We start from the raw sequence: 21,936 nt of genomic DNA on the forward strand, positions 1-21,936 counted from the left end.
CGCGAATCGACTACCACCTTCGCTCAAAAACCCCTATCGCCGCAGCAAGCCGCCGAGCGCGCCGCGCACCAGCGCGCGACCAACTGAACCGCCGAGCGATCCGCCGACCGACTTGCCGAGATCGGCAACGATGCCACCGACGACCTTGTTGGTGACCGAACGGGTGACGTCTCGAGCGATGACTTGACCAGTCGTCAGCCTGCCGCGCCTGACGTTGGTGCCGAAGATCGTGCCGACGATCGAGCCGATCTGGCCGAGAATGCCGCCGCCAGCGCCACCATCCTGCCCTTCCGCAGGCGCCGCCGTCGTAGCCACCCGCTTCTGCAGCATCTCGTAGGCGGATTCGGCGTCGACCGCGGTGTCGTATTTGCCTTTGACCGGGCTCTTGCCCATGATTGCCTTGCGCTCTTCCGGCGTGATCGGCCCGATCCGCGCCGTCGGCGGCCGGATCATGACGCGCTCGACCATGGTTGGCGTGCCGCCGCCTTCAAGGAACGACACCAGCGCCTCGCCCTTGCCGAGTTCCATGATGACTCGAGCGGTGTCGAGCTTGGGGTTCGGCCGGAAGGTCTGCGCCGCCGCGTTCACCGCCTTCTGGTCGCGCGGCGTGAAGGCGCGCAACGCGTGCTGCACGCGGTTGCCTAACTGGGCGAGCACCTTGTCCGGCACGTCGATCGGATTTTGCGTGACGAAATAGACGCCGACGCCCTTGGAGCGGATCAGGCGGACCACCTGCTCGATCTTGTCGAGCAATGCCTTCGGCGCATCGTTGAACAACAGATGCGCCTCATCGAAGAAGAAGACCAGTTTCGGCTTCGGCAGGTCGCCGGCTTCCGGCAGCTCTTCGAACAGCTCCGACAGCATCCACAGCAGAAACGTTGCGTAGAGCCGCGGGTTCTGCATCAGCTTGTCGGCGACCAGAATGTTGACCATTCCCCGGCCGTCGCTGTCGGTCTTCATGAAGTCTTTCAGCAAAAGCGCCGGCTCGCCGAAGAATTTAGTGCCGCCCTGGTTTTCCAGCACCAGAAGCTGTCGCTGAATGGTCCCGACGGTCGCCTTGCTGACATTGCCGTAGCTTTGCGCGACCTTCCGGATCTCGGCAAACGGATCTTCCTCGTCATCCGGCCCCTTCTTGCGGCCATTGGGAACGATTGCATCCAGCAGCGACCGCAGATCCTTCATGTCGAGCAGAGGTAATCCGTTTTCATCCGCCACACGGAATGCGACGTTGAGGACGCCTTCCTGCACGTCGTTCAGGTCGAGCATTCGCGATAGCAACAGCGGCCCCATTTCCGTGACCGTGGCGCGAACCGGATGGCCCTGCTCGCCGAACACGTCCCAAAACACGGTCGAGAACTGGTCGGGCTGGAAATTGAGGCCCATCTCGCCGGCACGCTTGAGGATGAAGTCCTTGGCCTCGCCGACTTCGGAGATACCGGACAGATCGCCCTTGATATCGGCCGCGAACACGGGAACACCGGCGCGGGCAAAGCCCTCCGCCATCACCTGCAGCGACACGGTCTTGCCGGTGCCGGTCGCTCCGGTGACGAGGCCATGCCGATTGGCAAGCGCCAGCGTCAGCCAAGCCGTCTGTTCGCTCTTTCCGATGAAAATTTTCTCGTCAGTATCGGCCGTTTTGTTATCGGGGGTCGCCATCGCATCGCCTCTTCGCGCGCCGGGGATTTGGTGGCGATCATATCGCATCCTGCCCGCGGATTGAAACCGTCGGCGGTACAAACGTGAGCGTTCGGCCGCCTCTCGTTCATGCTTCTCATGCTTTTTTCCAACCTTCGGCAGGAAAATCGAGAGCGCAGCGCAACAAGTCAGCGTGAAACCGGCCTTCACTCTTGCATTGCTGCAACACTCGCGACTCGATCTAGGCCTTCGCACGCGCGGATCGCTTGTAATTCAGATCGCAGGCGCTCAAGATCAATTTGCAAGTGGACGACCCGGTAAAGCCGGTTTGGGGACGGGGCAATATGGACGAACTGGTAGGGCGACTGGCCTCCAAGGCCGGTATCGATCGCGCTGTCGCTGAAAAAACCATCGGCATCGTTCTGGGTTTTCTCCGCAACGAGGGTCCCTCCGACAAGGTTCAGGCTCTGATCGACCAAATTCCGGGTGCCGAAGCTGCGATTGCGGCTTCCAGCAGCAATGGCGGCTTCGCGAAGCTGATGGGCGGAGGCTTGATGGCGGTTGGCACCAGGTTGATGGCGCTCGGTCTGGGCATGAGTGAAATTCAAAGCGTGGCGCGTGAACTTTTCAGGTTCGGTCGCGACAAAATCGGAGCGGATCAAATGGGCGAAATCATTTCGGGGACGCCTGGTCTCAGCCAGTTCGCATAGTCATCTGGTGAGCACATTCGGCCCGGGCACATTCTTTTTTCATCTGGTATCATGACTTATCCCCTTTCCGAGATCGATGGCTTGACCGCCTACTCTGCCTCGAAACTGAAATCGTTGGGCATTCGCACGACCGATGCGCTGCTGGAAGCCGCTCGCACCGTGAAAGGGCGCAAGTCGCTCGCAGCGAAGACCGGCATCAGCGAGCAGCAACTGCTGGAGTGGGCCAATTTTTCCGACTACATGCGCATTCCCGGGATGGGCAAGGCCAAGGTTGGCCTGATACGCGCCGCGGGCGTCACCACGGTACGCGAACTCGCCCATCGCAATCCGGCGCGACTCGCCCAGAACATGAAAGACGTGAACACGAAGTGCAAACTCGTCCGGGTTTTGCCCTCCGAACGATCGGTCGAGCAACTGATCGAGCAAGCGCGCAAGCTGCCGCCCAAAATCAGCTATTGAAGATCGGCGACTGAAGCGACAGGCCGGTCCCGCGGTGCCGGCCCTCACGCCTTGACTCGGCGGCGCGGACCGCGCAAAGCGACCGCATGACGGCAGCCAAGCTCAGACCTCCCGCTGCGTCCGGTCCGGCCGGTCAATCGGTGCTGCCTGCGCTGCTGTCCAGGCCCTATCCGGCGGTGATGGGTGTGCTGAATTTGACGCCGGATTCATTCTCGGACGGCGGTCAATTCGCCACCCCGGAGCGGGCGCTGGCTCAGGCCCGGCGGATGATCGCCGAGGGCGCCGACATCATCGACATCGGCGCGGAATCCACCCGGCCTTACGGATCGGAACCGGTCTCGGCGGAAGAAGAATTGAAGCGCCTGCAGCCGGTACTGTCCGATGTCGTCGCGCTCGGCATTCCCGTGTCGATCGACAGCATGAAATCGGCCGTCGTCGCCTGGGCGCTCGATCAGGGTGCCGCCATCGCCAACGATGTCTGGGGCCTGCAGCGCGATTCCGGCATGGCCGGGCTGGTCGCGGAACGTGGTGCGCCCGTCATCGTCATGCATAACCGCGAGCTTGCCGATCCTGCGATCGACATCATGCAGGATATCGCCGCTTTCTTTGCGCGTTCGCTCGACATCGCCGCGAAGGCGGGAATTTCATCCGACAAGATCGTGCTCGACCCCGGCATCGGCTTCGGCAAGACGCCCGAGCAGAGTATGACCGCGCTGGCGCGGCTCGGCGAGTTGCAGTCCCTCGGACTTCCACTATTGGTCGGCGCCTCGCGCAAGCGTTTCATCAGCACGGTGACGCCGTCGGAACCGCATCAACGCCTCGGCGGCTCGATTGCCGCGCATCTGCTGGCGGCCCAAAACGGGGCGCGGATCATCCGGGCGCATGACGTCGCCGAAACCGTACAGGCGTTGCGCGTGGCTGCGGCAATCAGGGAACGGCAATGAGCGATACGATTTTCATCACCGGCGTCGTCATCCATGCCCGCCACGGCGTGATGGAGCACGAGACCAAAGTCGGGCAACGGTTCGTGATCGATCTCGAACTCTCCGTCGACCTGTCAGAATCCTCGCACTCTGATCGCCTGTCCGACACGGTGTCTTATGCCAGCGTGGTCGAGACCGCGACCGCCGCGTTCACCAACACCAACTACAAGCTTTTGGAGCGTGCGGCCGGCGCCGTTTCCGACGCGATCTTCGCGGCGTTCCCACGCGTCCATGCGGTCAAGGTCACGGTCCACAAGCCGCATGCGCCGATCGCCGAGATCTTCGAGGATGTCGGCGTGGTCCTCGTGCGCAAACGGTCATCGCCCTGACATGGCGGACGTGCTGATCGCGCTCGGCGGAAATGTCGGCGATGTCCGCGCGACGTTCAAAAAGGCCATCTCCAATATTTGCGGCATGACCCAGGGGGCGTTGCTCGCGCGTTCCTCTGACTACATCACCCCGCCCTGGGGCGAGGAACACCAGGCGCCCTTCATCAACGCCTGCATCGAGATCGAAACCAGCCTCGATCCGCATGCGCTGCTGTTCACGCTGCACAAGATCGAGAAGAAGTTCGGCCGCGACCGCGCTCATGAGACGCGCTGGGGCCCGCGCACCCTCGACCTCGACCTGATCGCCTATGATGACGTCAGCCTCGACAAGCCGGAACTGACGCTGCCGCACCCGCGGGCTTTCGAGCGCGCCTTTGTGCTGGTGCCGCTGGCCGAGATCGTTCCCGACCGTATCATTGCGGGACGCCGCGTGCGGGATGCGCTGGCACAATTGTCGACCGAGGGGATTGAGCGCTTACCCGACCTTGATTGAGCCCAAAAAGCCCAAAACAACCGTTTGGCTTGGCGGCCGCCCCGTGGCAATTTCCGGCCAAATCAAGAGACGACCAGGGAATGATGGGCCGGATGACTGATAACGATGAGCTGACATTGGCCGCGGAGTTTCCGCAGGCGACCTACGAGGACTGGCGCAAGCTGGTCGACGGGGTGCTGAAAGGCGCACCGTTCGAGAAACTGGTCAGCAAGACGTCCGACGGGTTGAAGATCGATCCGATCTATCACCGCGCGAAAGGTGCCACCCCGGTCGCCGGCCGTGCCGCCGCCGCGCCCTGGCAGGTCATGCAGCGGATCGATCATCCCGACGCCAAAGCGGCCAACGCGCAGGCACTGCACGATCTCGAAAATGGCGCCACCGGGCTGACACTGGTGTTCGCCGGCGCCAATGGCTCCCACGGGTTTGGATTGGACCCTTCGGCCGAAGCCGTCGAAGCGGTTCTTGACGGCATATATCTCGACGCCGGCATCGGTATCGAGCTTCAAATCGGTCCGCAGTCGCGCATGGCGGCGATTCACGTCGCCGAATATATCAAACGCAAAGGACTTAGTCCCGCGGCCTGCGATATCCGTTTCGGTCTCGACCCGCTCGGATCCTGTGCGGTGTCGGGCTCCAGTCCCCATAGCTGGGACGAAATCGTGCCCGCGGTTGCCAGTGCGATCCAGGGCCTCACCACCATGGGCTTTAAGGGTCCGTTCGCAGCGGCCGATGGACGAGTGATCCACGATGTCGGAGGATCGGAAGCGCAGGAGCTGGCATTCGTGCTCGCCTCGGGCGTCGCCTATCTGCGCGCGATCGAACAGGCCGGGATTGCGCTCGAAGATGCACAGGGCCTGGTCTATGCGCGGCTTGCCGCCGATGCCGATCAGTTTCTGACGCTGGCGAAATTCCGCGCGCTGCGGCTACTGTGGGCGCGGATCGAGCAGGCCTGCGGTCTGACGCCCAAACCGCTATTCATCGCCGCCGATACCGCCTGGCGCATGCTGACGCAGCGCGACCCTTATGTGAACATGCTGCGCGCAACGATGGCGACCTTCTCCGCCGGCCTCGGCGGCGCCAACGCCATCACCGTATTGCCGCACACCCTGGCGCTGGGGCTACCTGATCCGTTCGCACGACGCGTGGCGCGCAACACGCAACTGGTGCTTTTGGAAGAATCCAATCTCGCCAAGGTGAGCGATCCCGCAACCGGCTCCGGCGGCATCGAAACGCTGACGCGGCAACTCTGCGAAGCTGCATGGTCGCTGTTCCAGGAAATCGAGAAGGCCGGCGGCATGTTCGCGGCGCTCGAACAGAATCTGATCCAGAAAAAGGTCGCCGCCACGCGGGCCGCGCGCGAGGCCAATATTGCCAAGCGACGTGACGTGCTGACCGGCGCCAGTGTATTTCCGAACCTGCATGAGGCAGAGATCGCGGTGCTCGATGCGACGCCGGTGGTGCTGCCGTCCTATGGCGAGGCGAAATTCAAATTCGATTGCCTGCCACCGATAAGGCTGGCCGCTCCGTTCGAGGCGCTGCGGGACAAATCGGACGAAAAACTCAAGGCATCGGGCGCGCGGCCAAAGATATTCCTCGCCAACCTGGGGACGCCCGCAGCTTTCACCGCGCGCGCCACGTTCGCAAAAAGTTTCTTTGAGACCGGCGGCATCGAGGCGCTCGATAGCCAAGGATTTGCGGATCCTGCAGCACTCGCTGCCGCATTCACGGCGTCCGGTGCGGCAATTGCCTGCCTGTGCACGTCCGACAAGGTCTATGCGGAACACGCGATACCCGCCGCCAAGGCCCTTCAAGCGGCCGGCGCCAAGCATATCTATTTGGCAGGACGGCCCGGCGAACAGGAGGCTGCGCTGCGCTCGGCCGGTGTCGCCGACTTCATCTTTGCCGGCGGCGACGCGCTGGCGATGCTGCAGGAAGCCTGGCAGCGGATGGAGCGAGCATGACGGAAAGCAACCACAAGACGGTCCTGACCGGCGGCTGCCAATGCGGCGCCATCCGCTTTGCAGTGTCGAAAGTGCCGCCCAAAGTCAGCATCTGCCATTGCCGGATGTGCCAGAAGGCATCGGGCGCGCCCTTCGCCTCCCTCGCCGATATCGAGCACGAGCATTTCACCTGGACCCGCGGCAAGCCGGCGTCGTTCCAGTCTTCTTCCATTGCCGAGCGCGATTTCTGCGCGGCCTGCGGCACGCCCCTGACCTACCGGCTGATCGGCGGCCCCCGGATCGAGATCATGACCGGCGCGTTCGACCGCCCAGACCTGGTTGTGCCAACCCGGCAATATGGCACCGAATCCCGGCTCGGCTGGGTGGTCGGCATCGCCAACCTCCCGAGCCAGACCACGCAGCAGAATTACGGGCCGGAGAAGATGGCGACCATCGTCAGCCATCAGCATCCGGACCATGATTAGGGGTGGCGATCGCTGCCAGCCACATGTGCTATAATGGGTAACATGAGCCGCATACCGAACTTTGCGAATATCGCCTTTGAAGCCACCGCGCCCGCACAGCCCGCCGGCAGCACCGAGCCCTGGCTGACGCCGGAGGGCATTCCGGTAAAGTCGGCCTACAGCGAGGCCGATCTCGAAGGCATCGATTTCCTGGAGACCTGGCCGGGCGTCGCGCCCTATCTGCGCGGCCCCTACCCGACCATGTATGTCAACCAGCCCTGGACGATCAGGCAATATGCCGGCTTCTCCACGGCGGAGGATTCCAACGCGTTCTATCGCCGCAACCTCGCCGCCGGGCAGAAGGGCCTTTCGGTCGCGTTCGACCTCGCCACCCACCGCGGCTACGATTCCGATCATCCGCGCGTGTCCGGCGACGTAGGAATGGCGGGCGTGGCGATCGATTCCATCTACGACATGCGCACGCTGTTTGCGGGCATTCCGCTCGACCAGATGAGCGTGTCGATGACCATGAACGGCGCGGTGCTGCCGATCCTCGCGCTGTTCGTCGCAGCCGCCGAGGAACAGGGTGTTCCGCCGGAGAAATTGTCAGGCACCATTCAGAACGACATTCTGAAAGAATTCATGGTGCGCAACACCTACATCTATCCGCCGGCGCCCTCGATGCGGATCATCTCCGACATCTTCGCCTACACCTCGCAGCGGATGCCCAAATACAATTCGATCTCGATCTCCGGCTATCACATGCAGGAAGCTGGAGCTACGCAAGACCTCGAACTCGCCTATACGCTGGCCGACGGCGTCGAATATTTGCGCGCCGGGCTTGCGGCGGGCCTCGACGTCGACCGCTTCGCGCCGCGGCTGTCGTTCTTCTGGGCGATCGGCATGAACTTCTTCATGGAAGTCGCCAAGATGCGCGCGGCGCGGCTGCTGTGGGCAAAACTGTTGAAGCAGTTCAATCCGAAGGACCCGCGCTCGCTGTCGCTGCGCACGCATTGCCAGACCTCCGGCTGGTCGCTGACCGCGCAGGACGTCTTCAACAACGTGATGCGCACGACGATCGAGGCGATGGCGGCGACCCAAGGCCATACGCAGTCGCTGCACACCAACGCGCTCGACGAGGCGCTGGCGCTGCCGACGGATTTTTCGGCCCGCATCGCCCGCAACACGCAATTGTTCCTGCAGCAGGAGAGCGGCACCAACCGCATCATCGATCCCTGGGGCGGCTCCTATTACGTCGAGCGGCTGACGCGGGATCTCGCGGCGAAGGCCTGGGGCCATATCCAGGAGGTCGAGGCGCTCGGCGGCATGGCGAAGGCGATCGAGGCCGGCGTGCCGAAGCTCAGAATCGAGGAAGCTTCCGCCAAGACGCAGGCCCGGATCGACGCCGGCAAGCAGGCCGTGATCGGCGTCAACAAGTACAAACCGGTCAACGAAGCGCCGATCGACGTGCTCAAGGTGGAGAATTCCACCGTGCGGCGGCTGCAGATCGACAAGCTGAAGCGGCTGCGCACCGAGCGCGACCAGAAGGAAGTCGATTCTGCGCTGGCCGCGCTGACGCGCAGCGCCGGCGAAGGCAACGGCAATCTGCTGGCGCTTGCGATTGACGCGGCGCGGGCGAAAGCCACCGTCGGCGAAATTTCGGACGCGATGGAAAAGGTGTTCGGGCGGCACCGCGCCGAGATCAAATCCATCACCGGCGTCTACAAGCGGGAGGCGTCCGCCATGTCCAACCGGGTCGAAAAGGTGCAGGCGCTGATCGATGCGTTCGAGACTGCCGAGGGCCGCCGGCCTCGCATCCTCGTCGCCAAGATTGGTCAGGACGGCCACGACCGCGGCCAGAAGGTGATCGCATCCGCCTTTGCCGATGTCGGCTTCGACGTCGATATCGGACCGCTATTCGCTACCGCCGACGAGGCGGCGCGCCAGGCGGTGGAGAACGACGTCCATATCCTCGGCGTATCATCGCTGGCGGCGGCCCATCTCACCGCCGTACCGGAGCTCAAGGCCGCGCTGAAAAAGCATGGCCGCGAGGACATCATGATCATCATCGGCGGCGTCGTCCCGCCGCAGGATTATGAGGCGCTGTATGCGGCCGGCGCCGAAGCGATCTTCCCGCCCGGCACCGTGATCTCGGACGCCGCCGAAGAGCTGATCCACAAGCTCAACGCCCGGCTCGGCCATAGCGAGGCGGCGGAGTAGCTGATAGACTGGTGAGATCGAGCCCAGGTCACGCCATGACACGAGAAGAGATTATTTCGACCATCCGGAAGAACGCCGACGCAATCAAAGCCGAAGGCGTGACGCGGCTCGCCATCTTCGGTTCGCGTGTGCGCGGCGACAATCGTCCCGACAGTGACATCGACGTGCTATCGAGGTCGAACCCGATGTGTCCTTCTCGCTTCTCAACTTGATCGGTGTTGAGCATATCATTGAGAACGCTACGGGGTTACCTGCGCAGGCCACCATGCGTCGATCCATTCCGCCGCGCTTCGCCGAACGAATCGCGGACGATATTGTCGAAGTGTTTTAACGTGCGACCGACTATAGCTGATCGGGTTGGCCATATTGCCAACGCCATCGGCAGCATTCGGGAAATCGTAGCAGGGCAAACGCACGATAGTTTTGCGAACAATCTGGTGATGCGAATGGCCGTCGGGCGGCTACTCGAAATCATCAGCGAGGCATCGCGATTTATCCCACCAGACATGCAGGCACAGGAACCAGGCATCAATTGGAGGCGGTTGGCCGATCTCGGAAATCATGCCTATCATCGGACTGACGCTGGCTTGCTATGGACAATGATCGAGGATGACCTTGAGCCCCTCCAAACTTTCGTTGAACGTATTGCCAAGGAATTGAAGCGTTGACTTTTCCCAAGGGACTTCGGGGCGCGTTCAGCATTGTCGGACTGCTGGGCTCGCTGTCAATCTCGGCAACTCTTGCCGCCGAGCCCAAGCCGGAATTTTCCATCAAGACCAAATGGCTCAAGGCCAGCGTCTTTCTCGACGCGACGATCAAGGCCGATGCGGCGCTGGCGGCGAACTGCCTGGCGGAGGGAAAAGCGTGGGCGCAGAAGAACCGCGCCGATGCCGACAAGGAACGCAAGCAGGACCCTGGCCTCTTCCGCAACGCGTGGTCGTATGAACGGAAATACCAGACGCGCTCGGTGGTCGATGGCCGCTACGTCAGCATCATCAGGGCCGATTACGAATATACTGGCGGCGCGCACCCCAACAGCTCGTCCGATACGATCCTGTGGGACAAGTCAGCCGGCAAGCGCATCAGCATCCGTCCGTTCTTCACAGAATCGGCTGACAACGGCCCGACGCTGAAAGCGATGCGGCAAGGCGTCATTGCCTCTCTCACGGCCGAGAAAAAGAAACGCGGCGCGGAAGGCACTGATACCAGCGCCATCGAGGGCATCGAGCCAAAGCTTCTCAAGATCGGGCCCGTCGCACTGGCGCCATCGACCGAGGAAGGCAAGAGCTCCGGCCTGAACTTTTACTACGCTCCTTACGCGGTTGGCTCCTATGCCGAAGGCGAGTATGTCGCCTTCGTGCCGTGGGAGACGTTGAAGCCATATCTGACGCCGGAGGGCGCCAGAATTTTCGGTGGCGCGCGACCGAAGGAAGACGAAGACCGGCCGCATTGACGGATCAAGCAGCAAGCCGGCCGAGCGACCGTTCGAGCGAATGCGTCCAATCCGGAATCCATGACTGGAACAACGCCTGCCAGCGATCGGCATCCTGCGGTGCGGTGTCGAGCTTCACCGACCATTCGATGAAGGTCCGGTTGCCCTCGACGACCGGAAGCAGGTGCATCGTTCCCTCATAGCGCACCGGCGTGGGCGCGTCCGGCGCCAGCCCGGCCGGAAACGGCAACGGCTCGATGCCCGCATAGGTCAGCGAATGCGCTGCATCGGAGTGGCCGGCGAGTCGCTGCCTGATCCAGTTGCCGAGATAGCAGAAGCGCCTGACCGCGCCGATTTCGTCGCCGTCCTTGTCATCCTCGATCACGCTCTCACTGACCCCTTCGATATAGGCCGGATAATTGTTGAAATCGCGGATCAGGGCCCACACGATTTCCATGGGATGGTCCAGCACGGTGCTGTAATAGGCTGTTGTCATGGCTCTCGCTCCGCAAGCGATCGCGGCTCGATGACTGGGCCGCACATGGATACCTATTTCGGGTGGCCCGATCGCCGCCACCCGATTTCCGGATGTGGCGCGATGCCACCCGGTGGCGATCCCCATCGTTCGCCAATGCCTTGCGACCCCAACGCAAAGCCGCCTAGAATGTCTGATCACAAGAGCGCCCGGCATCACGGACGCCGCAGGGAGGACCATCAATGTCCAAAAAGATCACGCGCCGCGCCTTCGCGGCTTCATCCGCTGCTGCCGCGGCTGTCGCAGGCTTTGGTTTCAAGCCGGCTTTGGCGCAGGCCTATCCGGCACGGCCGGTGACCGTGATCGTGCCCTGGGGTGCCGGCGGCGGCACCGACGCGACCGCGCGCATTGTCGCGGCGCTGTTGGAAAAGGATCTCGGCCAGCCGTTCAACGTGGTCAACCGCACCGGCGGCTCTGGCGTGGTCGGCCATTCCGCGATCGCGACCGCGCAGCCCGACGGCTACACCATCGGCATGCTGACGGTGGAAATCTCGATGATGCACTGGCAGGGGCTCACCGAACTGGCGCCCAAGAGCTACACGCCGCTGGCGCTGATGAACGAGGATCCGCCCGGCATCCAGGTCAGTTCCACCTCGCCCTACAAGACCGTGAAGGAACTGGCGGATGCGATCAAGGCCGCTCCCGCCGGCAAGTTCAAGGCCTCCGGCACTGGCCAGGGCGGCATTTGGCATCTCGCACTGGTCGGCTGGATGCAGGCGATGGGACTTGCCCCCAATCACGTAGCCTGGGTGCCGTCGAACGGCGCCGCGCCCGCGATGCAGGATCTGGCTGCCGGCGGTATCGACCTCACCACCTGCTCGGTGCCGGAAGCGCGCGCCATCATCGAGGCCGGCAAGGCGCGCAGCCTCGCCGTCATGGCTACGGCGCGCAACCCTGCATTCCCCGATGTGCCGACGCTGAAGGAAGCCATGGGCATCGATTATTCGACCGGCGCTTGGCGCGGCATTGCCGGCCCCAAGGGCCTGCCCATTGATGTGGCGACGAAACTCACCGCGTCGCTGAAGAAGGTCTATGACTCCAAGGAGTTCAAGGACTTCATGAGCAATCGCGGCTTCGGAACGGTGTGGGGCGATGCGGCCCAGTTCGCCGCCTTCATGGAAAAAGGCGACGCCCAGATGGGCGTGGCGATGAAGGCCGCCGGTCTCTCGAAGGCCTGATCCGTCTTCGCCGGCTGACATCGTCCGAAATCCGCGGAGTTAGTCCATGCGTCTACCCGATCGCGTCACGGGATTGTTCCTCGTTGGCCTCGGCGCGGCTGCCGCCTATGGCGGCTGGCAGTTGCCGCCGGTGCCCGGCCAGCCGGTCGGGCCCAACGTCTTTCCGCTGGTGATCGGAACGGGCCTGGCGCTGTGCGGGCTCGCGATTGCATTCGGGATCGGCCGCAGCTTTGAAGAGGAAGAGCACCTCATTCCGGTCGAGGGCGGCCAGCCGCCGCCGCCGACCAGCAAGCTCTATGGTCTGCGCGCCCTGCTCCCACCGGCTCTTTTGCTGTTCTACGTGGCGATCGCCGACCGGCTCGGCTTCATCCTCACGGCGGCGATGATCGTCTACGTGACCTCGACCGCGCTCGGCGCGCGCTGGAAAGTTGCGTTGCCGCTCGCGCTGCTTGCGCCGATCGGCATCCACCTGATTTTCTCAAAATTGCTGCGCGTGCCGCTGCCGCCCGGCGTTTTGCCGATGCCCTGGTGATCGATGCTCAACACCCTCACGCAAGCCTTCGCGCTCATCACCACCTGGGAAGTCATCATCGCGATACTCGCGGCATCGGTCTATGGCCTCGTCATCGGATCGCTGCCCGGCCTGTCCGCGACCATGGCGACCGCCCTCTTGGTTCCGGTCACGTTCTATCTGTCGCCGATCGCCGCGATCGCCACCATCGTGGCGGCATCCACCATGGCGATCTTCGCAGGTGACATTCCCGGCGCGCTGCTTCGCATTCCTGGCACCCCAGCCTCGGCGGCTTACGCCGACGAAGCCTATGCCATGACGCGCAAGGGCGAGGCCGAGCTCGCGCTCGGCGCCGGCGTCTGGTTCTCCGCCGTCGGCGGCATCGCGGGGACGCTCTCGCTGATGATCCTGGCGCCGCCGCTCGCCGAGATCGCGCTGTCGTTCTCAACCTTCGAATATTTCTGGCTCGCTTTCCTCGGCCTGATGTGCGCCACGCTGGTCGCGCGGTCTTCCCCGGTGAAGGCGATCGCGAGCATGTTCATCGGCTTGCTCGTCGCCTGCATCGGCATCGAAAACCCCGGCGGCGTGCCGCGCTTCACGTTTGGAATGACCGACCTCTTCGGCGGCATCGAACCTATCCCGGCGCTAGTCGGCGTATTCGCGGTGGCGCAGGTCATGCGCGCGATGCTGACGCCGGAGCCGCCGCCGATCCCGCGGCGCAAATTCGGAAGCATCTTGGCGGGCCAGTGGAAGCTCACCAAAAAATACAACTGGCAGATGACGCGCGGGAACATCATCGGCATCATCATCGGCGTGCTGCCGGGCGCCGGCGCCGACATGGCCGCATGGGTCAGCTACGCCATGTCAAAGCGGTTCTCGAAGGAACCGGAGAAATTCGGAACCGGCCACGTCGAGGGCCTGGTCGAAGCCGGCGCCAGCAACAACGCCAGCATCGCCTCGGGCTGGGTGCCTTCGCTGCTGTTCGGCATTCCCGGCGACACCATCGCGGCGATTGCGATTGGCGTGCTCTACATGAAGGGCCTCAATCCGGGCCCGACGCTGTTCACCGAAAAAGCGTCGAGCATGTATGCGATCTACCTGATGTTCATCATCGCCAACATAATCATGATCCCGCTCGGCATCATCATGATCCGGCTCGCAAGCCACGTGCTGCGCGCGCCGCGCTCAACCGTGATGCCGGTCATCATGCTGTGCTGCGCCGTCGGATCCTTCGCCATCGGCAACAACATATTCGGCGTCGTTATCGTCGCGACCTTCGGGGTCATCGGCTATGTCATGGAGGAAAACGGCTATCCGGTCGCCGCCATGGTACTTGGCATCGTCATGGGCACCATGATCGAGCAGAGTTTCGTCACCTCGCTCATCAAGTCCGACGGCAGCGTGTTGCCGTTCTTCGAGCGGCCGATCGCCGCCATCCTCGCCGCCATGGCGATTGGCGCGCTGATCTGGCCGGTGCTGGTCTGGGTATGGCGGAAGCTCAAACGCACGCCCGTTCCAGCCGCGTCGGCGCGCTGAAGGACTGCGCAGGGCCCCCTCGCCTGCCTGGCGCGGGCGTTGTAAACCAAGCCATGACCCTGCCGAAGAATCCTTCCCCCGATGTCGGGAAACTCGCCAAAGAACTCCGCTCCGGCCACCGCGCGGCGCTGGCGCGTGCGATTACCCTGATCGAGAGCAGGCGCGCCGATCACCAGGCCGCGGCACGCGATCTGGTTCAGGCGCTGTTGCCCGACACGGGCAAGGCGGTGCGCGTCGGCATTACCGGCTCGCCCGGCGTCGGCAAATCCACCACCATCGACGCGCTCGGCATGTTCCTGATCGAGCGCGGCCACAAGGTCGCGGTGCTCGCGGTCGACCCCTCCTCGGCCCGCACCGGTGGCTCGATTCTCGGCGACAAGACGCGGATGGCGCGGCTGGCCAATTCCGAAGCCGCCTTCGTCCGGCCCTCGCCCTCGTCCGGCACGCTCGGCGGTGTCGCCGCCAAGACCCGCGAGGCGATGCTGCTCTGCGAGGCGGCCGGCTTCGACGTGGTGCTGGTCGAGACCGTCGGCATCGGCCAGTCCGAAACCGCCGTCTGCGACATGACCGATTTCTTTCTCGCCCTGATGCTGCCCGGCGCCGGTGACGAATTGCAGGGCATCAAGAAAGGTCTGGTCGAACTCGCCGACATGATCGCGATCAACAAGGCGGACGGCGACAACGTCAAGCGGGCCAATCTGGCGGCGGCCGACTATCGCTCGGCGCTGCATATTTTGAGCCCCCGCTCGGAGCATTGGCATCCACCGGTCGTGACCTATTCGGCGCTGACCGGTATGGGCATGGACACGCTGTGGCAGAAGATTTTGGATCACCGCACCGCCATGAATGCCTCGGGCGAGTTCGCCGGCCGGCGGCGCGAGCAGCAGGTGAAATGGATGTGGTCGATGCTGGAGCAGCGGATGATGGCGCGGCTGCGCTCCGATGCCGCGATCCGCGCCAAGGTAAAGAAGACCGAGGCCGAGGTCGCCGACGGCCGCATCACGCCGGCGGTCGCCGCCGAGCAGATCGCGGAGTGGCTGCGGTGAGCGACAAGCTTCGCATTCTCATCACCGGCTTCGGCCCGTTCCCCGGCGCGCCTTACAATCCGACGCAGCCGCTGGTGGCGCGGCTGACGCGGTTGCGTCGTCCGGCCTTTGCGGACGTCGAACTGTCCAGCCGCATTTTTCCCGTCACCTACAAGGCGGTCGACAGCGAATTGCCGCTGGCGCTGCAACAGCACCGGCCGCATGCGCTGCTGATGTTCGGCCTGGCTTCGCGGACCCCTTATTTGCGGATCGAAACCCGCGCCCGCAATGCCGTCACCATGCTCTGGCCCGACGCTGCACAAACCCGCGCGCGCAAGGGCTCGATCGCCGACGGCGCCGATGCGCAAAGGTTCGGCCCACACACGGCCAAACTACTGCATGCGGCCAAGACCACCGGCCTCGATGCCCGCGCCTCGCGCGATGCCGGAAGCTATCTCTGCAACTACCTGAGCTGGCGCGCGATTGAAGCCGTGGATGCCGGCAACGGCCCGCGCCTCGCCGCCTTCATTCACATCCCGCCGCTGGCGCGCAACGGCGCGATCAGACTAAAAGGTTTTCCGCGCATCACGCTGGAAGAACTGGTCGATGCCGGCGAAGCGATGCTCATGGAAATGGTGCGGCTGGCGCGGAGAGCGGCGTAATTTCGTAGGGTGGGCAAAGCGCAGCGTGCCCACCATTGCGGTCCGCAAGTGGAAATGGTGGGCACGGCGCAAACGCGCCTTTGCCCACCCTACCGGGGCAGCGCCGTACCCAACATTAACCCTACCCCTAACAATCGCTGCTCTTCTTCCCGGTGTTCACCATGCCTAGCCGCCCTTCGCGATACCTATGAAACGCGAATGCCACGACCTGCATCGCGCTAGGGTCATCAGCCATGGACATGAACCGCCGCCATCTCATTGGAGCGTCCGCCGCCGGTGCAGCCGGCGCGCTGGCGATGTCGCCTGACGCCGCCCGCGCAGCGCCCCTCACCTCCGCGCTCGGGCGCGACGTCACGCAATATGGCGTCCGCCCCGGCAGCCCCGACGATCAGACGGCGAAACTGCAACGCGCGATCGACGAGGCGGCGCGCGCGCAGGTGCCGCTAGCGTTGCCGCCGGGGATCTACCGCACCGGCATGCTGCGGCTTTCGAACGGCACGCAACTGGTCGGCGTCCGCGGCGCGACCAAGCTGGTGTTCACCGGCGGCGCCTCGATGCTGCAGAGCGAAGGCGCCAACAGCGTGGGCCTGACCGGCATCACCTTCGATGGCGGTCGCATTCCGCTGCCGACGCGCCGCGGCCTGGTGCATTGCCTCGGCGGTCGCGACGTCCGCGTCGCCGATTGCGAAATATCGGGCAGCGGCGGCAACGGCATCTGGCTCGAACAGGTTTCGGGCGATATTTCCGGTAACATCTTCACGAAAATCGCGACCACCGCCGTCGTATCCTTCGACGCGCTCGGCCTGATCGTCTCGCGCAACACCATCACCGATACCAATGACAACGGCATCGAAATCCTGCGCACCGCGATCGGCGACGACGGCACGCTGGTTCTCGACAACCGGATCGAGGACATCAAGGCCGGCCCCGGCGGCTCCGGGCAGCATGGCAACGCCATCAACGCCTTCCGCGCCGGCAATGTGATCGTGCGCGGCAACCGCATCAAGAATTGCGACTATTCAGCGGTGCGCGGCAATTCGGCGTCCAATATTCACATCACGGACAACAGCGTCAGCAATGTCCGCGAGGTCGCGCTCTATTCGGAATTTGCATTCGAAGGCGCCGTGATTGCCAGTAACACCGTGGATGGCGCCGCCGTCGGCGTCTCCGTCTGCAATTTCAACGAGGGCGGACGGATTGCCGTCGTCCAGGGCAACATCATCCGCAATCTCCTGCCGAAGCGGCCGATCGGCACCGCGCCCGATGACGACGCCGGGATCGGCATCTATGTCGAGGCGGATTCGTCCGTGACCGGCAATGTGATCGAGAACGCGCCGTCGTTCGGCATCATCGCCGGCTGGGGCAAATATCTCCGCGATGTCGCTATCACAGGCAATGTGATCCGCAACGCCTTCGTCGGCGTCGGCGTATCGGTGCTGCCGGGCGCCGGCACGGCGCTGGTCAACAACAACATGATTTCGGAAACCCCGCGCGGCGCCGTGGTCGGGCTCGATCACGCCCGCACGATTACGACCGATCTGTCGGCCGAAGGCGCCCAGCGTTACGCGCAGGTGGTGGTGGGAGGCAACGCGGTGCGGCGGTAGTTCGCCCTCCTCGCCCGCCTACAGCGCGTTGCGCAACGCGGGATATCGTTCCTTCATCGCGTCGAAATCGATCGCCGGGAATGGCATTTCCTCCAGCGCCAGTACATCCGGCACGGACGGAGCCTCGTCCGCCACAACGAGTTGGCTTTCCAGCGCGACCAGAACATCAGCGGGAACGTCGCGCGGCGGCGTGGCCGCAATCGGCGGCGGCGCGGCGACAATCGGTGGCGACTGCAGTTGCGGCTGAAGCTGCACAACCGGCGGGCGATAGCCCTCGTCGGGCGGCAGCGGCGTCAGCAGCAGCGGCGTCGTTCGACGGCGGCCGAGCCAGGCCATGTCGATCTGCGTGTTGTCGAGCGAAGCCCCGCGGCTCAACAGGTCCCGCCAGGTTGCGACGGCGGCCTTGGCTTCCTGGATGTTTTCGAGGAATTCGCGCTCGGTGTGAAAGCGGCGCCAGCGCCCGGTCTCGAACAGTTCAGTGAGGTATTCCAACCGTTGCTCGGCAAGGCTGCACCAGCGCGCAACGATGTTGCGGCCACGTGCCACGTCTGCAGGATGTGCCATAAATCAGCCCGTAAGAGAGGGACGGACGCAGACGCAACCCAGACGAATCAGTGGAATGTGACTGGGATATTCTGTGGAAAACTTTTTCGTTGTCCAGTGCGTGAAGCTACAGGAGTACGCAACAATCGAAGAAACCCGCACAAAACGGGTTAATCCGCTCTATTCGCGGTCAAGGCCACTTGAGAAGATGCACGGGAAAATTGCGCATCGCGCAGACGAGTCGGAAAACTTGCAGTTGCAAGCCGCCGCGGTGCCGCACAAAACGCAGCTTCGTCCAAAGACCTGCGCCGAAAATGAAAGACCCGTCCGGGGGGACAACCGGACGGGTCAAGCTATATGGGCGCTTGGGGTGGATGGGCGCTCGCGCCGGATACAGCCTATGGGGAGGGATTACCGCTCCCACATAGATAAGTCGCGACACCCTCGCCGGACGTTCAAAACGCCGGACGGATTTTTTTAACCTTGTGTTCGGGGAGGTCGTCGGAAAATCGCTACGTGGCAGGCTATTTTGCGGCGTTTGCGGCCGATTTGTCCGCTGCCATCGAGGGCGAGGCGTCGTTCAACGCGCGACTCACGGAAGTGTTATCCGCGGCCGGGTCATGCGCCGGCGCTTTCTCCCCCGCCGGCCTGCCGGAAGCGGAGGCAAGCGGAACCGCCGATGCGGCGGCCGCGGCCGTGACGGCCGCAAAGGCATCGGCCCCACCTGCCCCAAACTGATCGTCACGGCCGGGGGTGCCGAGATCGCGGGCGGTCCTGGTCAGAATTGCGCGAACGTCGCCTGGCTTCAACGAAGGATTGCGCTCCAGCATCAGCGCCGCGACGCCGCTGATATAGGCGGCGGAGAACGAGGTGCCCGACGTGATCTGGTATTTTTCATTGGGCGCCGGCAGGAAGACATCCGCGCCCGGTGCGGCAACCGCGATGTGGTTGCCCCGGTTCGATGCCGCAAACAGTCTTTCCTGCGCGTCGGTGCCACTCACCGCAATGACATTGGGATTGGCGGCCGGATAGAGCGGCGGCGATTTCGCACCGGCGTTGCCGGCCGCGGCCACCATCAGGATGCCACGGGCCGCCGTCGCGGCGATGCCCCGCTCGATCAGTGGATCCTTCGGACCGGCAAAGCTCATATTGATGATCTGCGCGCCGTGCTCGGCCGCGTAGTCCAATCCCCGGAGGATTACGTAGGACGTGCTCTGCGCGCCCTTCGATCCCGCGCCGAACGCGCGGATCGCGATCAACCTCGCCTCCGGCGCGCTACCCATCAGTTTGGCATGCGCCACGATCGCGCCGGCAATGCCCGTGCCATGGACATGCGGACCTTCCTTGCTTCCGAGCGCATCGAAACTGTCGGCAACCGAATTGGCGAGTTCGGGATGCTTGGCATCGACGCCTGAATCGATCACCGCAACGGTGACGTTCATGCCGCGGACGAGCGCGTGCGCCTGTGGCAGCCGAAGCTGGGTGACGGCGTACTGCGCGGCATCGCCCGCGGTCGAAGCCTTCTGATCCTGCAGGAAGTAACGGAAATTGAGTTGCACCGAACGCACGCTGGCGTCGGCCGCGAGTTCGCGGCGCACGGTGTCCACCGGCCGGTTATCGACGATGCGGAACAGACCGATGGTGCCGCCGAGCAGCGGGAAGTTCTGCGACGCGATGCGTTCCAGGCCGTGACGCCGCGCCAGTTCGTCGGCCTCCGTGGTGGATAACGCGCCGTCGATTTCGGCGACGAGTTCGTTCTTGACCGCGCGCAGATTGACCGCTGCCCGTGCGTTGTTGTTGCCCGATCCGCTCTTGCCCTTCTTGGCCGAGGTACCGTTGCCGCCGCCGGCCGACATCACCGGCCGATCGAAGCACTCGCCGTCGGGACCGCGAAGCGCATATCCGCAAGCCGGATAGAGGTTGGGCGAAAACCGCGCATGGGGAAGCGTCGACTGCACACCGGCCCCCGGACGGACCCGCAGGGTCGAGGTCATGGTGCCGATCCGGGACGGCGGCGTCCGTGCGACGGTATCGGCGCGCATGGCCGGCCGCGCCGCGACGGTCGGACTGATCCGCGGCGTTACCGTCGGACTGATGGTGGGCATCCGCGAGCCAACGTTCAGACTGGGGGTGCGCATGATGCCTTGCGCATGTACCGCCGAAGGTCCGACAGCGATCAGCGGAAGCAGCGCGGCCGACAACACCCATGCCGCACGCTGGGTCCTTGTCCACCAACTCACGCCATCATGAACCATGGGACCTCAGCTTGCCCGGCCCGCGCCAGCCGGCCTTATGGCGTTGCCACCGCCAGGCTGACGATTTTCTCGCGTTGCAGCCTGCTCAGCAGGCCAGCAACTTCGTCCTTGCTCATCGCCTTGTTGCCGAACTGCAGCCGGAACATGCCGCCCTTGGCGCCGTCGATCGAGGCCTGGTAGTTGTCGAGCAGCGCCGTGATGTCGGCGATGCGCGCTTCAGGCGCGAACCGCACCAGCGCGCGCGGCGGCGCGAGGCTGCCTCCGAGATCGCGCGTAATCGGCGCCGATGACCGCTCGTTCAGGCTCAGCGACGCCGTCTCGAACAACGCGGTCTGGCTCTTCATCAGTATGGCGCCGATCACGCCGGCCTGCAGCACGAGCGCCACGGCGCCAAGGCTCGCCGACCAGGCGAGCGTACGCGGCGACAGGCTTGCGAAAAATTCCGACACCCGCGAGGACAGGCTCACCGAGCGCGAGGGCTCACGCGCAGGCTCCGCGTCGATTGCGGCAAACAGCTTCTGCATGGCGCGCGCCGACGGTGCACCCAGGCTCTCGTTGAGGCCGATCGTCTCGGCGTATTCTTCGCGGATGACGGCATACTGCCGGGCAAGCCCGGGATCCCCGGCAAGCGCTTCCTCGACGCGGCGTGCATCGCGCGCGCTCAGGGTGCCGGCCGCGTGGAAAGGCAACAGCATCTCGACGTCGCTGGGCTCGTGATCCAGCATTTTTTTGCTCGCTGCCATCATGGCCAACCTCGCTCTATGCCTGCTGCTTTGAGCAACTCGGCCAATTTCTTGCGCGCATAAAACAGGCGCGTCTTGACGGTGTTCTCCGGAATGCCGACGATTTCGGCCACCTCTTCCACGGACTTCTCGTGGTAGTAGACGAGATCGACGATCTCCCGATGCTCTGCCGAAAGTGCCGTCAGGCACTTGCGCAACGCTTCACCCGTATCCTTCTTCTGCACCACCACTTCCGGATCGTCGGACGTATCCTCGATCGCGTTCGCGGCTTCCTCGTCCAGCCCAACGTCCTTGCGGCGCCTGAGTGCCGAAAGAGCCTTGAACCGCGTAATCGCCAAGAGCCAGGTGGTAACGGCGGATCGGCCTTCGAACTTGCCAGCCTGACGCCACACATCGAGAAAAACCTCGCTGATGAGGTCTTCCGCGACCTGTTCGTCCCTTACGAGCCGAAGCCCGAAACGGAACACCCTGACATGGTGCCTTCCGTAAAGCACCTGCATGGCGAGCCGGTCGCCTTGAGCGATCCGAGCGATCAGAATTTCGTCTGAAGCCGCCTGTGTCGCACTCAATGGCCGTCTCGCAAGGTTGGTCTGACGGGGGTGGCCGGCGGTTCGATGCGAAGAGTGAGATTCTTCACATTACGGCAATGCCCGGATCGCATGTGTGACCTACCCCACAG

23 protein-coding genes are annotated in these 21,936 nt (G+C 63.8%); 17 read left to right on the forward strand and 6 right to left on the reverse strand.

Translation table 11 applies throughout. The features are described from left to right. Nucleotides 1-33 precede the first annotated feature (33 nt). Nucleotides 34-1,656 carry a helicase HerA-like domain-containing protein gene (locus tag LMTR3_RS06140; RefSeq protein ID WP_065744200.1) on the reverse strand — a complete coding sequence of 541 codons (1,623 nt, stop codon included), beginning with the start codon at nucleotides 1,654-1,656 and terminating at the stop codon, nucleotides 34-36. 323 nt (nucleotides 1,657-1,979) lie between these two features. Here LMTR3_RS06140 and LMTR3_RS06145 point away from each other — a divergent pair, with 323 nt between their 5' ends. The 11 genes from LMTR3_RS06145 (at nucleotide 1,980) to LMTR3_RS06195 (ending at nucleotide 10,686) form a co-directional block, all read left to right on the forward strand. Continuing rightward, nucleotides 1,980-2,345 (forward strand): hypothetical protein, encoded by a 366-nt coding sequence (locus LMTR3_RS06145; protein WP_065744201.1) that lies wholly within the window; start codon nucleotides 1,980-1,982, stop codon nucleotides 2,343-2,345. Nucleotides 2,346-2,396: 51 nt separating this feature from the next. After that, nucleotides 2,397-2,804 (forward strand): DUF4332 domain-containing protein, encoded by a 408-nt coding sequence (locus LMTR3_RS06150; protein WP_065744202.1) that lies wholly within the window; start codon nucleotides 2,397-2,399, stop codon nucleotides 2,802-2,804. A gap of 86 nt (nucleotides 2,805-2,890) precedes the next feature. Then, the gene (gene folP, locus LMTR3_RS06155; protein WP_065744203.1) at nucleotides 2,891-3,748 is read left to right on the forward strand and encodes a dihydropteroate synthase; all 858 of its coding nucleotides are present in this window, start codon (nucleotides 2,891-2,893) and stop codon (nucleotides 3,746-3,748) included. Next, on the forward strand, nucleotides 3,745-4,116 hold the full coding sequence (gene folB / locus LMTR3_RS06160) for a dihydroneopterin aldolase (RefSeq protein ID WP_065744204.1): 372 nt from the start codon (nucleotides 3,745-3,747) through the stop codon (nucleotides 4,114-4,116). Before folP ends, folB begins: the two co-directional genes overlap by 4 nt. Before the next feature lies 1 nt (nucleotide 4,117). Then, the gene (gene folK, locus LMTR3_RS06165) at nucleotides 4,118-4,609 is read left to right on the forward strand and encodes a 2-amino-4-hydroxy-6-hydroxymethyldihydropteridine diphosphokinase (RefSeq protein WP_065744205.1); all 492 of its coding nucleotides are present in this window, start codon (nucleotides 4,118-4,120) and stop codon (nucleotides 4,607-4,609) included. Between the two features lie 92 nt (nucleotides 4,610-4,701). Further along, on the forward strand, nucleotides 4,702-6,570 hold the full coding sequence (locus tag LMTR3_RS06170) for a methylmalonyl-CoA mutase subunit beta (protein ID WP_065744322.1): 1,869 nt from the start codon (nucleotides 4,702-4,704) through the stop codon (nucleotides 6,568-6,570). Next, nucleotides 6,567-7,034 (forward strand): GFA family protein, encoded by a 468-nt coding sequence (locus LMTR3_RS06175; RefSeq protein ID WP_065744206.1) that lies wholly within the window; start codon nucleotides 6,567-6,569, stop codon nucleotides 7,032-7,034. Before LMTR3_RS06170 ends, LMTR3_RS06175 begins: the two co-directional genes overlap by 4 nt. 42 nt (nucleotides 7,035-7,076) lie before the next feature. Then, nucleotides 7,077-9,233 carry a methylmalonyl-CoA mutase gene (gene scpA / locus LMTR3_RS06180; protein ID WP_065744207.1) on the forward strand — a complete coding sequence of 719 codons (2,157 nt, stop codon included), beginning with the start codon at nucleotides 7,077-7,079 and terminating at the stop codon, nucleotides 9,231-9,233. Between the two features lie 35 nt (nucleotides 9,234-9,268). Further along, nucleotides 9,269-9,445, forward strand: coding sequence for a nucleotidyltransferase family protein (locus tag LMTR3_RS39055; RefSeq protein WP_245319780.1), 177 nt, complete (start codon nucleotides 9,269-9,271; stop codon nucleotides 9,443-9,445). A 120-nt stretch (nucleotides 9,446-9,565) separates the two neighbouring features. Further along, entirely contained in the window at nucleotides 9,566-9,901 is a 336-nt protein-coding gene (locus LMTR3_RS06190) for a HepT-like ribonuclease domain-containing protein (RefSeq protein WP_065744208.1), read from the forward strand. Continuing rightward, on the forward strand, nucleotides 9,898-10,686 hold the full coding sequence (locus LMTR3_RS06195) for a DUF3298 and DUF4163 domain-containing protein (protein ID WP_065744209.1): 789 nt from the start codon (nucleotides 9,898-9,900) through the stop codon (nucleotides 10,684-10,686). Before LMTR3_RS06190 ends, LMTR3_RS06195 begins: the two co-directional genes overlap by 4 nt. A 4-nt stretch (nucleotides 10,687-10,690) precedes the next feature. Here the strand turns inward: LMTR3_RS06195 and LMTR3_RS06200 are convergent, their stop codons facing one another. After that, nucleotides 10,691-11,161: an SRPBCC family protein gene (locus LMTR3_RS06200; RefSeq protein WP_065744210.1), complete on the reverse strand. Its 471-nt coding sequence runs from the start codon at nucleotides 11,159-11,161 to the stop codon at nucleotides 10,691-10,693. Between the two features lie 221 nt (nucleotides 11,162-11,382). Here LMTR3_RS06200 and LMTR3_RS06205 point away from each other — a divergent pair, with 221 nt between their 5' ends. From LMTR3_RS06205 to LMTR3_RS06230, 6 genes are all read left to right on the forward strand, one after another. Next, nucleotides 11,383-12,378, forward strand: coding sequence for a tripartite tricarboxylate transporter substrate binding protein (locus tag LMTR3_RS06205; RefSeq protein ID WP_065744211.1), 996 nt, complete (start codon nucleotides 11,383-11,385; stop codon nucleotides 12,376-12,378). Between the two features lie 46 nt (nucleotides 12,379-12,424). Then, a complete protein-coding gene (locus tag LMTR3_RS06210; RefSeq protein ID WP_065744212.1) occupies nucleotides 12,425-12,910 on the forward strand; it encodes a tripartite tricarboxylate transporter TctB family protein in 486 nt (161 codons plus the stop codon). Between the two features lie 3 nt (nucleotides 12,911-12,913). Beyond that, entirely contained in the window at nucleotides 12,914-14,425 is a 1,512-nt protein-coding gene (locus tag LMTR3_RS06215; RefSeq protein WP_065744213.1) for a tripartite tricarboxylate transporter permease, read from the forward strand. A gap of 53 nt (nucleotides 14,426-14,478) precedes the next feature. Next, the gene (gene meaB / locus LMTR3_RS06220) at nucleotides 14,479-15,471 is read left to right on the forward strand and encodes a methylmalonyl Co-A mutase-associated GTPase MeaB (protein WP_065744214.1); all 993 of its coding nucleotides are present in this window, start codon (nucleotides 14,479-14,481) and stop codon (nucleotides 15,469-15,471) included. Further along, nucleotides 15,468-16,112, forward strand: coding sequence for a pyroglutamyl-peptidase I (locus tag LMTR3_RS06225; RefSeq protein WP_065744323.1), 645 nt, complete (start codon nucleotides 15,468-15,470; stop codon nucleotides 16,110-16,112). The genes meaB and LMTR3_RS06225 overlap by 4 nt, the downstream gene beginning before the upstream one ends. A gap of 233 nt (nucleotides 16,113-16,345) precedes the next feature. Beyond that, entirely contained in the window at nucleotides 16,346-17,716 is a 1,371-nt protein-coding gene (locus LMTR3_RS06230; protein ID WP_065744215.1) for a TIGR03808 family TAT-translocated repetitive protein, read from the forward strand. An 18-nt stretch (nucleotides 17,717-17,734) separates the two neighbouring features. Here LMTR3_RS06230 and LMTR3_RS06235 read toward each other — a convergent pair whose 3' ends face one another. The 4 genes from LMTR3_RS06235 to LMTR3_RS06250 all read right to left on the reverse strand — a co-directional run bounded on the left by LMTR3_RS06235 (nucleotide 17,735) and on the right by LMTR3_RS06250 (nucleotide 21,826). After that, on the reverse strand, nucleotides 17,735-18,280 hold the full coding sequence (locus tag LMTR3_RS06235; RefSeq protein ID WP_065744216.1) for a TIGR03809 family protein: 546 nt from the start codon (nucleotides 18,278-18,280) through the stop codon (nucleotides 17,735-17,737). 503 nt (nucleotides 18,281-18,783) lie between these two features. Then, a complete protein-coding gene (locus LMTR3_RS06240) occupies nucleotides 18,784-20,514 on the reverse strand; it encodes a S8 family serine peptidase (RefSeq protein ID WP_065744217.1) in 1,731 nt (576 codons plus the stop codon). Nucleotides 20,515-20,549: 35 nt separating this feature from the next. Then, nucleotides 20,550-21,260, reverse strand: a complete 711-nt coding sequence (locus LMTR3_RS06245; protein WP_065744218.1) for a zf-HC2 domain-containing protein — start codon at nucleotides 21,258-21,260, stop codon at nucleotides 20,550-20,552. Continuing rightward, on the reverse strand, nucleotides 21,257-21,826 hold the full coding sequence (locus tag LMTR3_RS06250) for a sigma-70 family RNA polymerase sigma factor (RefSeq protein WP_065744219.1): 570 nt from the start codon (nucleotides 21,824-21,826) through the stop codon (nucleotides 21,257-21,259). The genes LMTR3_RS06245 and LMTR3_RS06250 overlap by 4 nt, the downstream gene beginning before the upstream one ends. Nucleotides 21,827-21,936 lie beyond the last annotated feature (110 nt).

Origin of the sequence: Bradyrhizobium sp. LMTR 3, assembly GCF_001693485.1 — a bacterium.
Taxonomy (GTDB): Bacteria; Pseudomonadota; Alphaproteobacteria; order Rhizobiales; family Xanthobacteraceae; genus Bradyrhizobium.

Excerpts from the sequence above, each read along its gene's own strand:
- LMTR3_RS06145 (WP_065744201.1), top strand. The coding sequence starts at position 1,980 with ATGGACGAACTGGTAGGGCGACTGGCCTCCAAGGCCGGTATCGATCGC.
- folB (WP_065744204.1), top strand. The coding sequence starts at position 3,745 with ATGAGCGATACGATTTTCATCACCGGCGTCGTCATCCATGCCCGCCAC.
- LMTR3_RS06205 (WP_065744211.1), top strand. The coding sequence starts at position 11,383 with ATGTCCAAAAAGATCACGCGCCGCGCCTTCGCGGCTTCATCCGCTGCT.
- folK (WP_065744205.1), top strand. The coding sequence starts at position 4,118 with ATGGCGGACGTGCTGATCGCGCTCGGCGGAAATGTCGGCGATGTCCGC.
- folP (WP_065744203.1), top strand. The coding sequence starts at position 2,891 with ATGACGGCAGCCAAGCTCAGACCTCCCGCTGCGTCCGGTCCGGCCGGT.
- LMTR3_RS06175 (WP_065744206.1), top strand. The coding sequence starts at position 6,567 with ATGACGGAAAGCAACCACAAGACGGTCCTGACCGGCGGCTGCCAATGC.
- LMTR3_RS06170 (WP_065744322.1), top strand. The coding sequence starts at position 4,702 with ATGACTGATAACGATGAGCTGACATTGGCCGCGGAGTTTCCGCAGGCG.
- LMTR3_RS06210 (WP_065744212.1), top strand. The coding sequence starts at position 12,425 with ATGCGTCTACCCGATCGCGTCACGGGATTGTTCCTCGTTGGCCTCGGC.
- LMTR3_RS06240 (WP_065744217.1), bottom strand. The coding sequence starts at position 20,514 with ATGGTTCATGATGGCGTGAGTTGGTGGACAAGGACCCAGCGTGCGGCA.
- scpA (WP_065744207.1), top strand. The coding sequence starts at position 7,077 with ATGAGCCGCATACCGAACTTTGCGAATATCGCCTTTGAAGCCACCGCG.
- LMTR3_RS39055 (WP_245319780.1), top strand. The coding sequence starts at position 9,269 with ATGACACGAGAAGAGATTATTTCGACCATCCGGAAGAACGCCGACGCA.
- LMTR3_RS06215 (WP_065744213.1), top strand. The coding sequence starts at position 12,914 with ATGCTCAACACCCTCACGCAAGCCTTCGCGCTCATCACCACCTGGGAA.
- LMTR3_RS06200 (WP_065744210.1), bottom strand. The coding sequence starts at position 11,161 with ATGACAACAGCCTATTACAGCACCGTGCTGGACCATCCCATGGAAATC.
- LMTR3_RS06230 (WP_065744215.1), top strand. The coding sequence starts at position 16,346 with ATGGACATGAACCGCCGCCATCTCATTGGAGCGTCCGCCGCCGGTGCA.
- LMTR3_RS06140 (WP_065744200.1), bottom strand. The coding sequence starts at position 1,656 with ATGGCGACCCCCGATAACAAAACGGCCGATACTGACGAGAAAATTTTC.
- LMTR3_RS06150 (WP_065744202.1), top strand. The coding sequence starts at position 2,397 with ATGACTTATCCCCTTTCCGAGATCGATGGCTTGACCGCCTACTCTGCC.
- LMTR3_RS06245 (WP_065744218.1), bottom strand. The coding sequence starts at position 21,260 with ATGATGGCAGCGAGCAAAAAAATGCTGGATCACGAGCCCAGCGACGTC.
- meaB (WP_065744214.1), top strand. The coding sequence starts at position 14,479 with ATGACCCTGCCGAAGAATCCTTCCCCCGATGTCGGGAAACTCGCCAAA.
- LMTR3_RS06235 (WP_065744216.1), bottom strand. The coding sequence starts at position 18,280 with ATGGCACATCCTGCAGACGTGGCACGTGGCCGCAACATCGTTGCGCGC.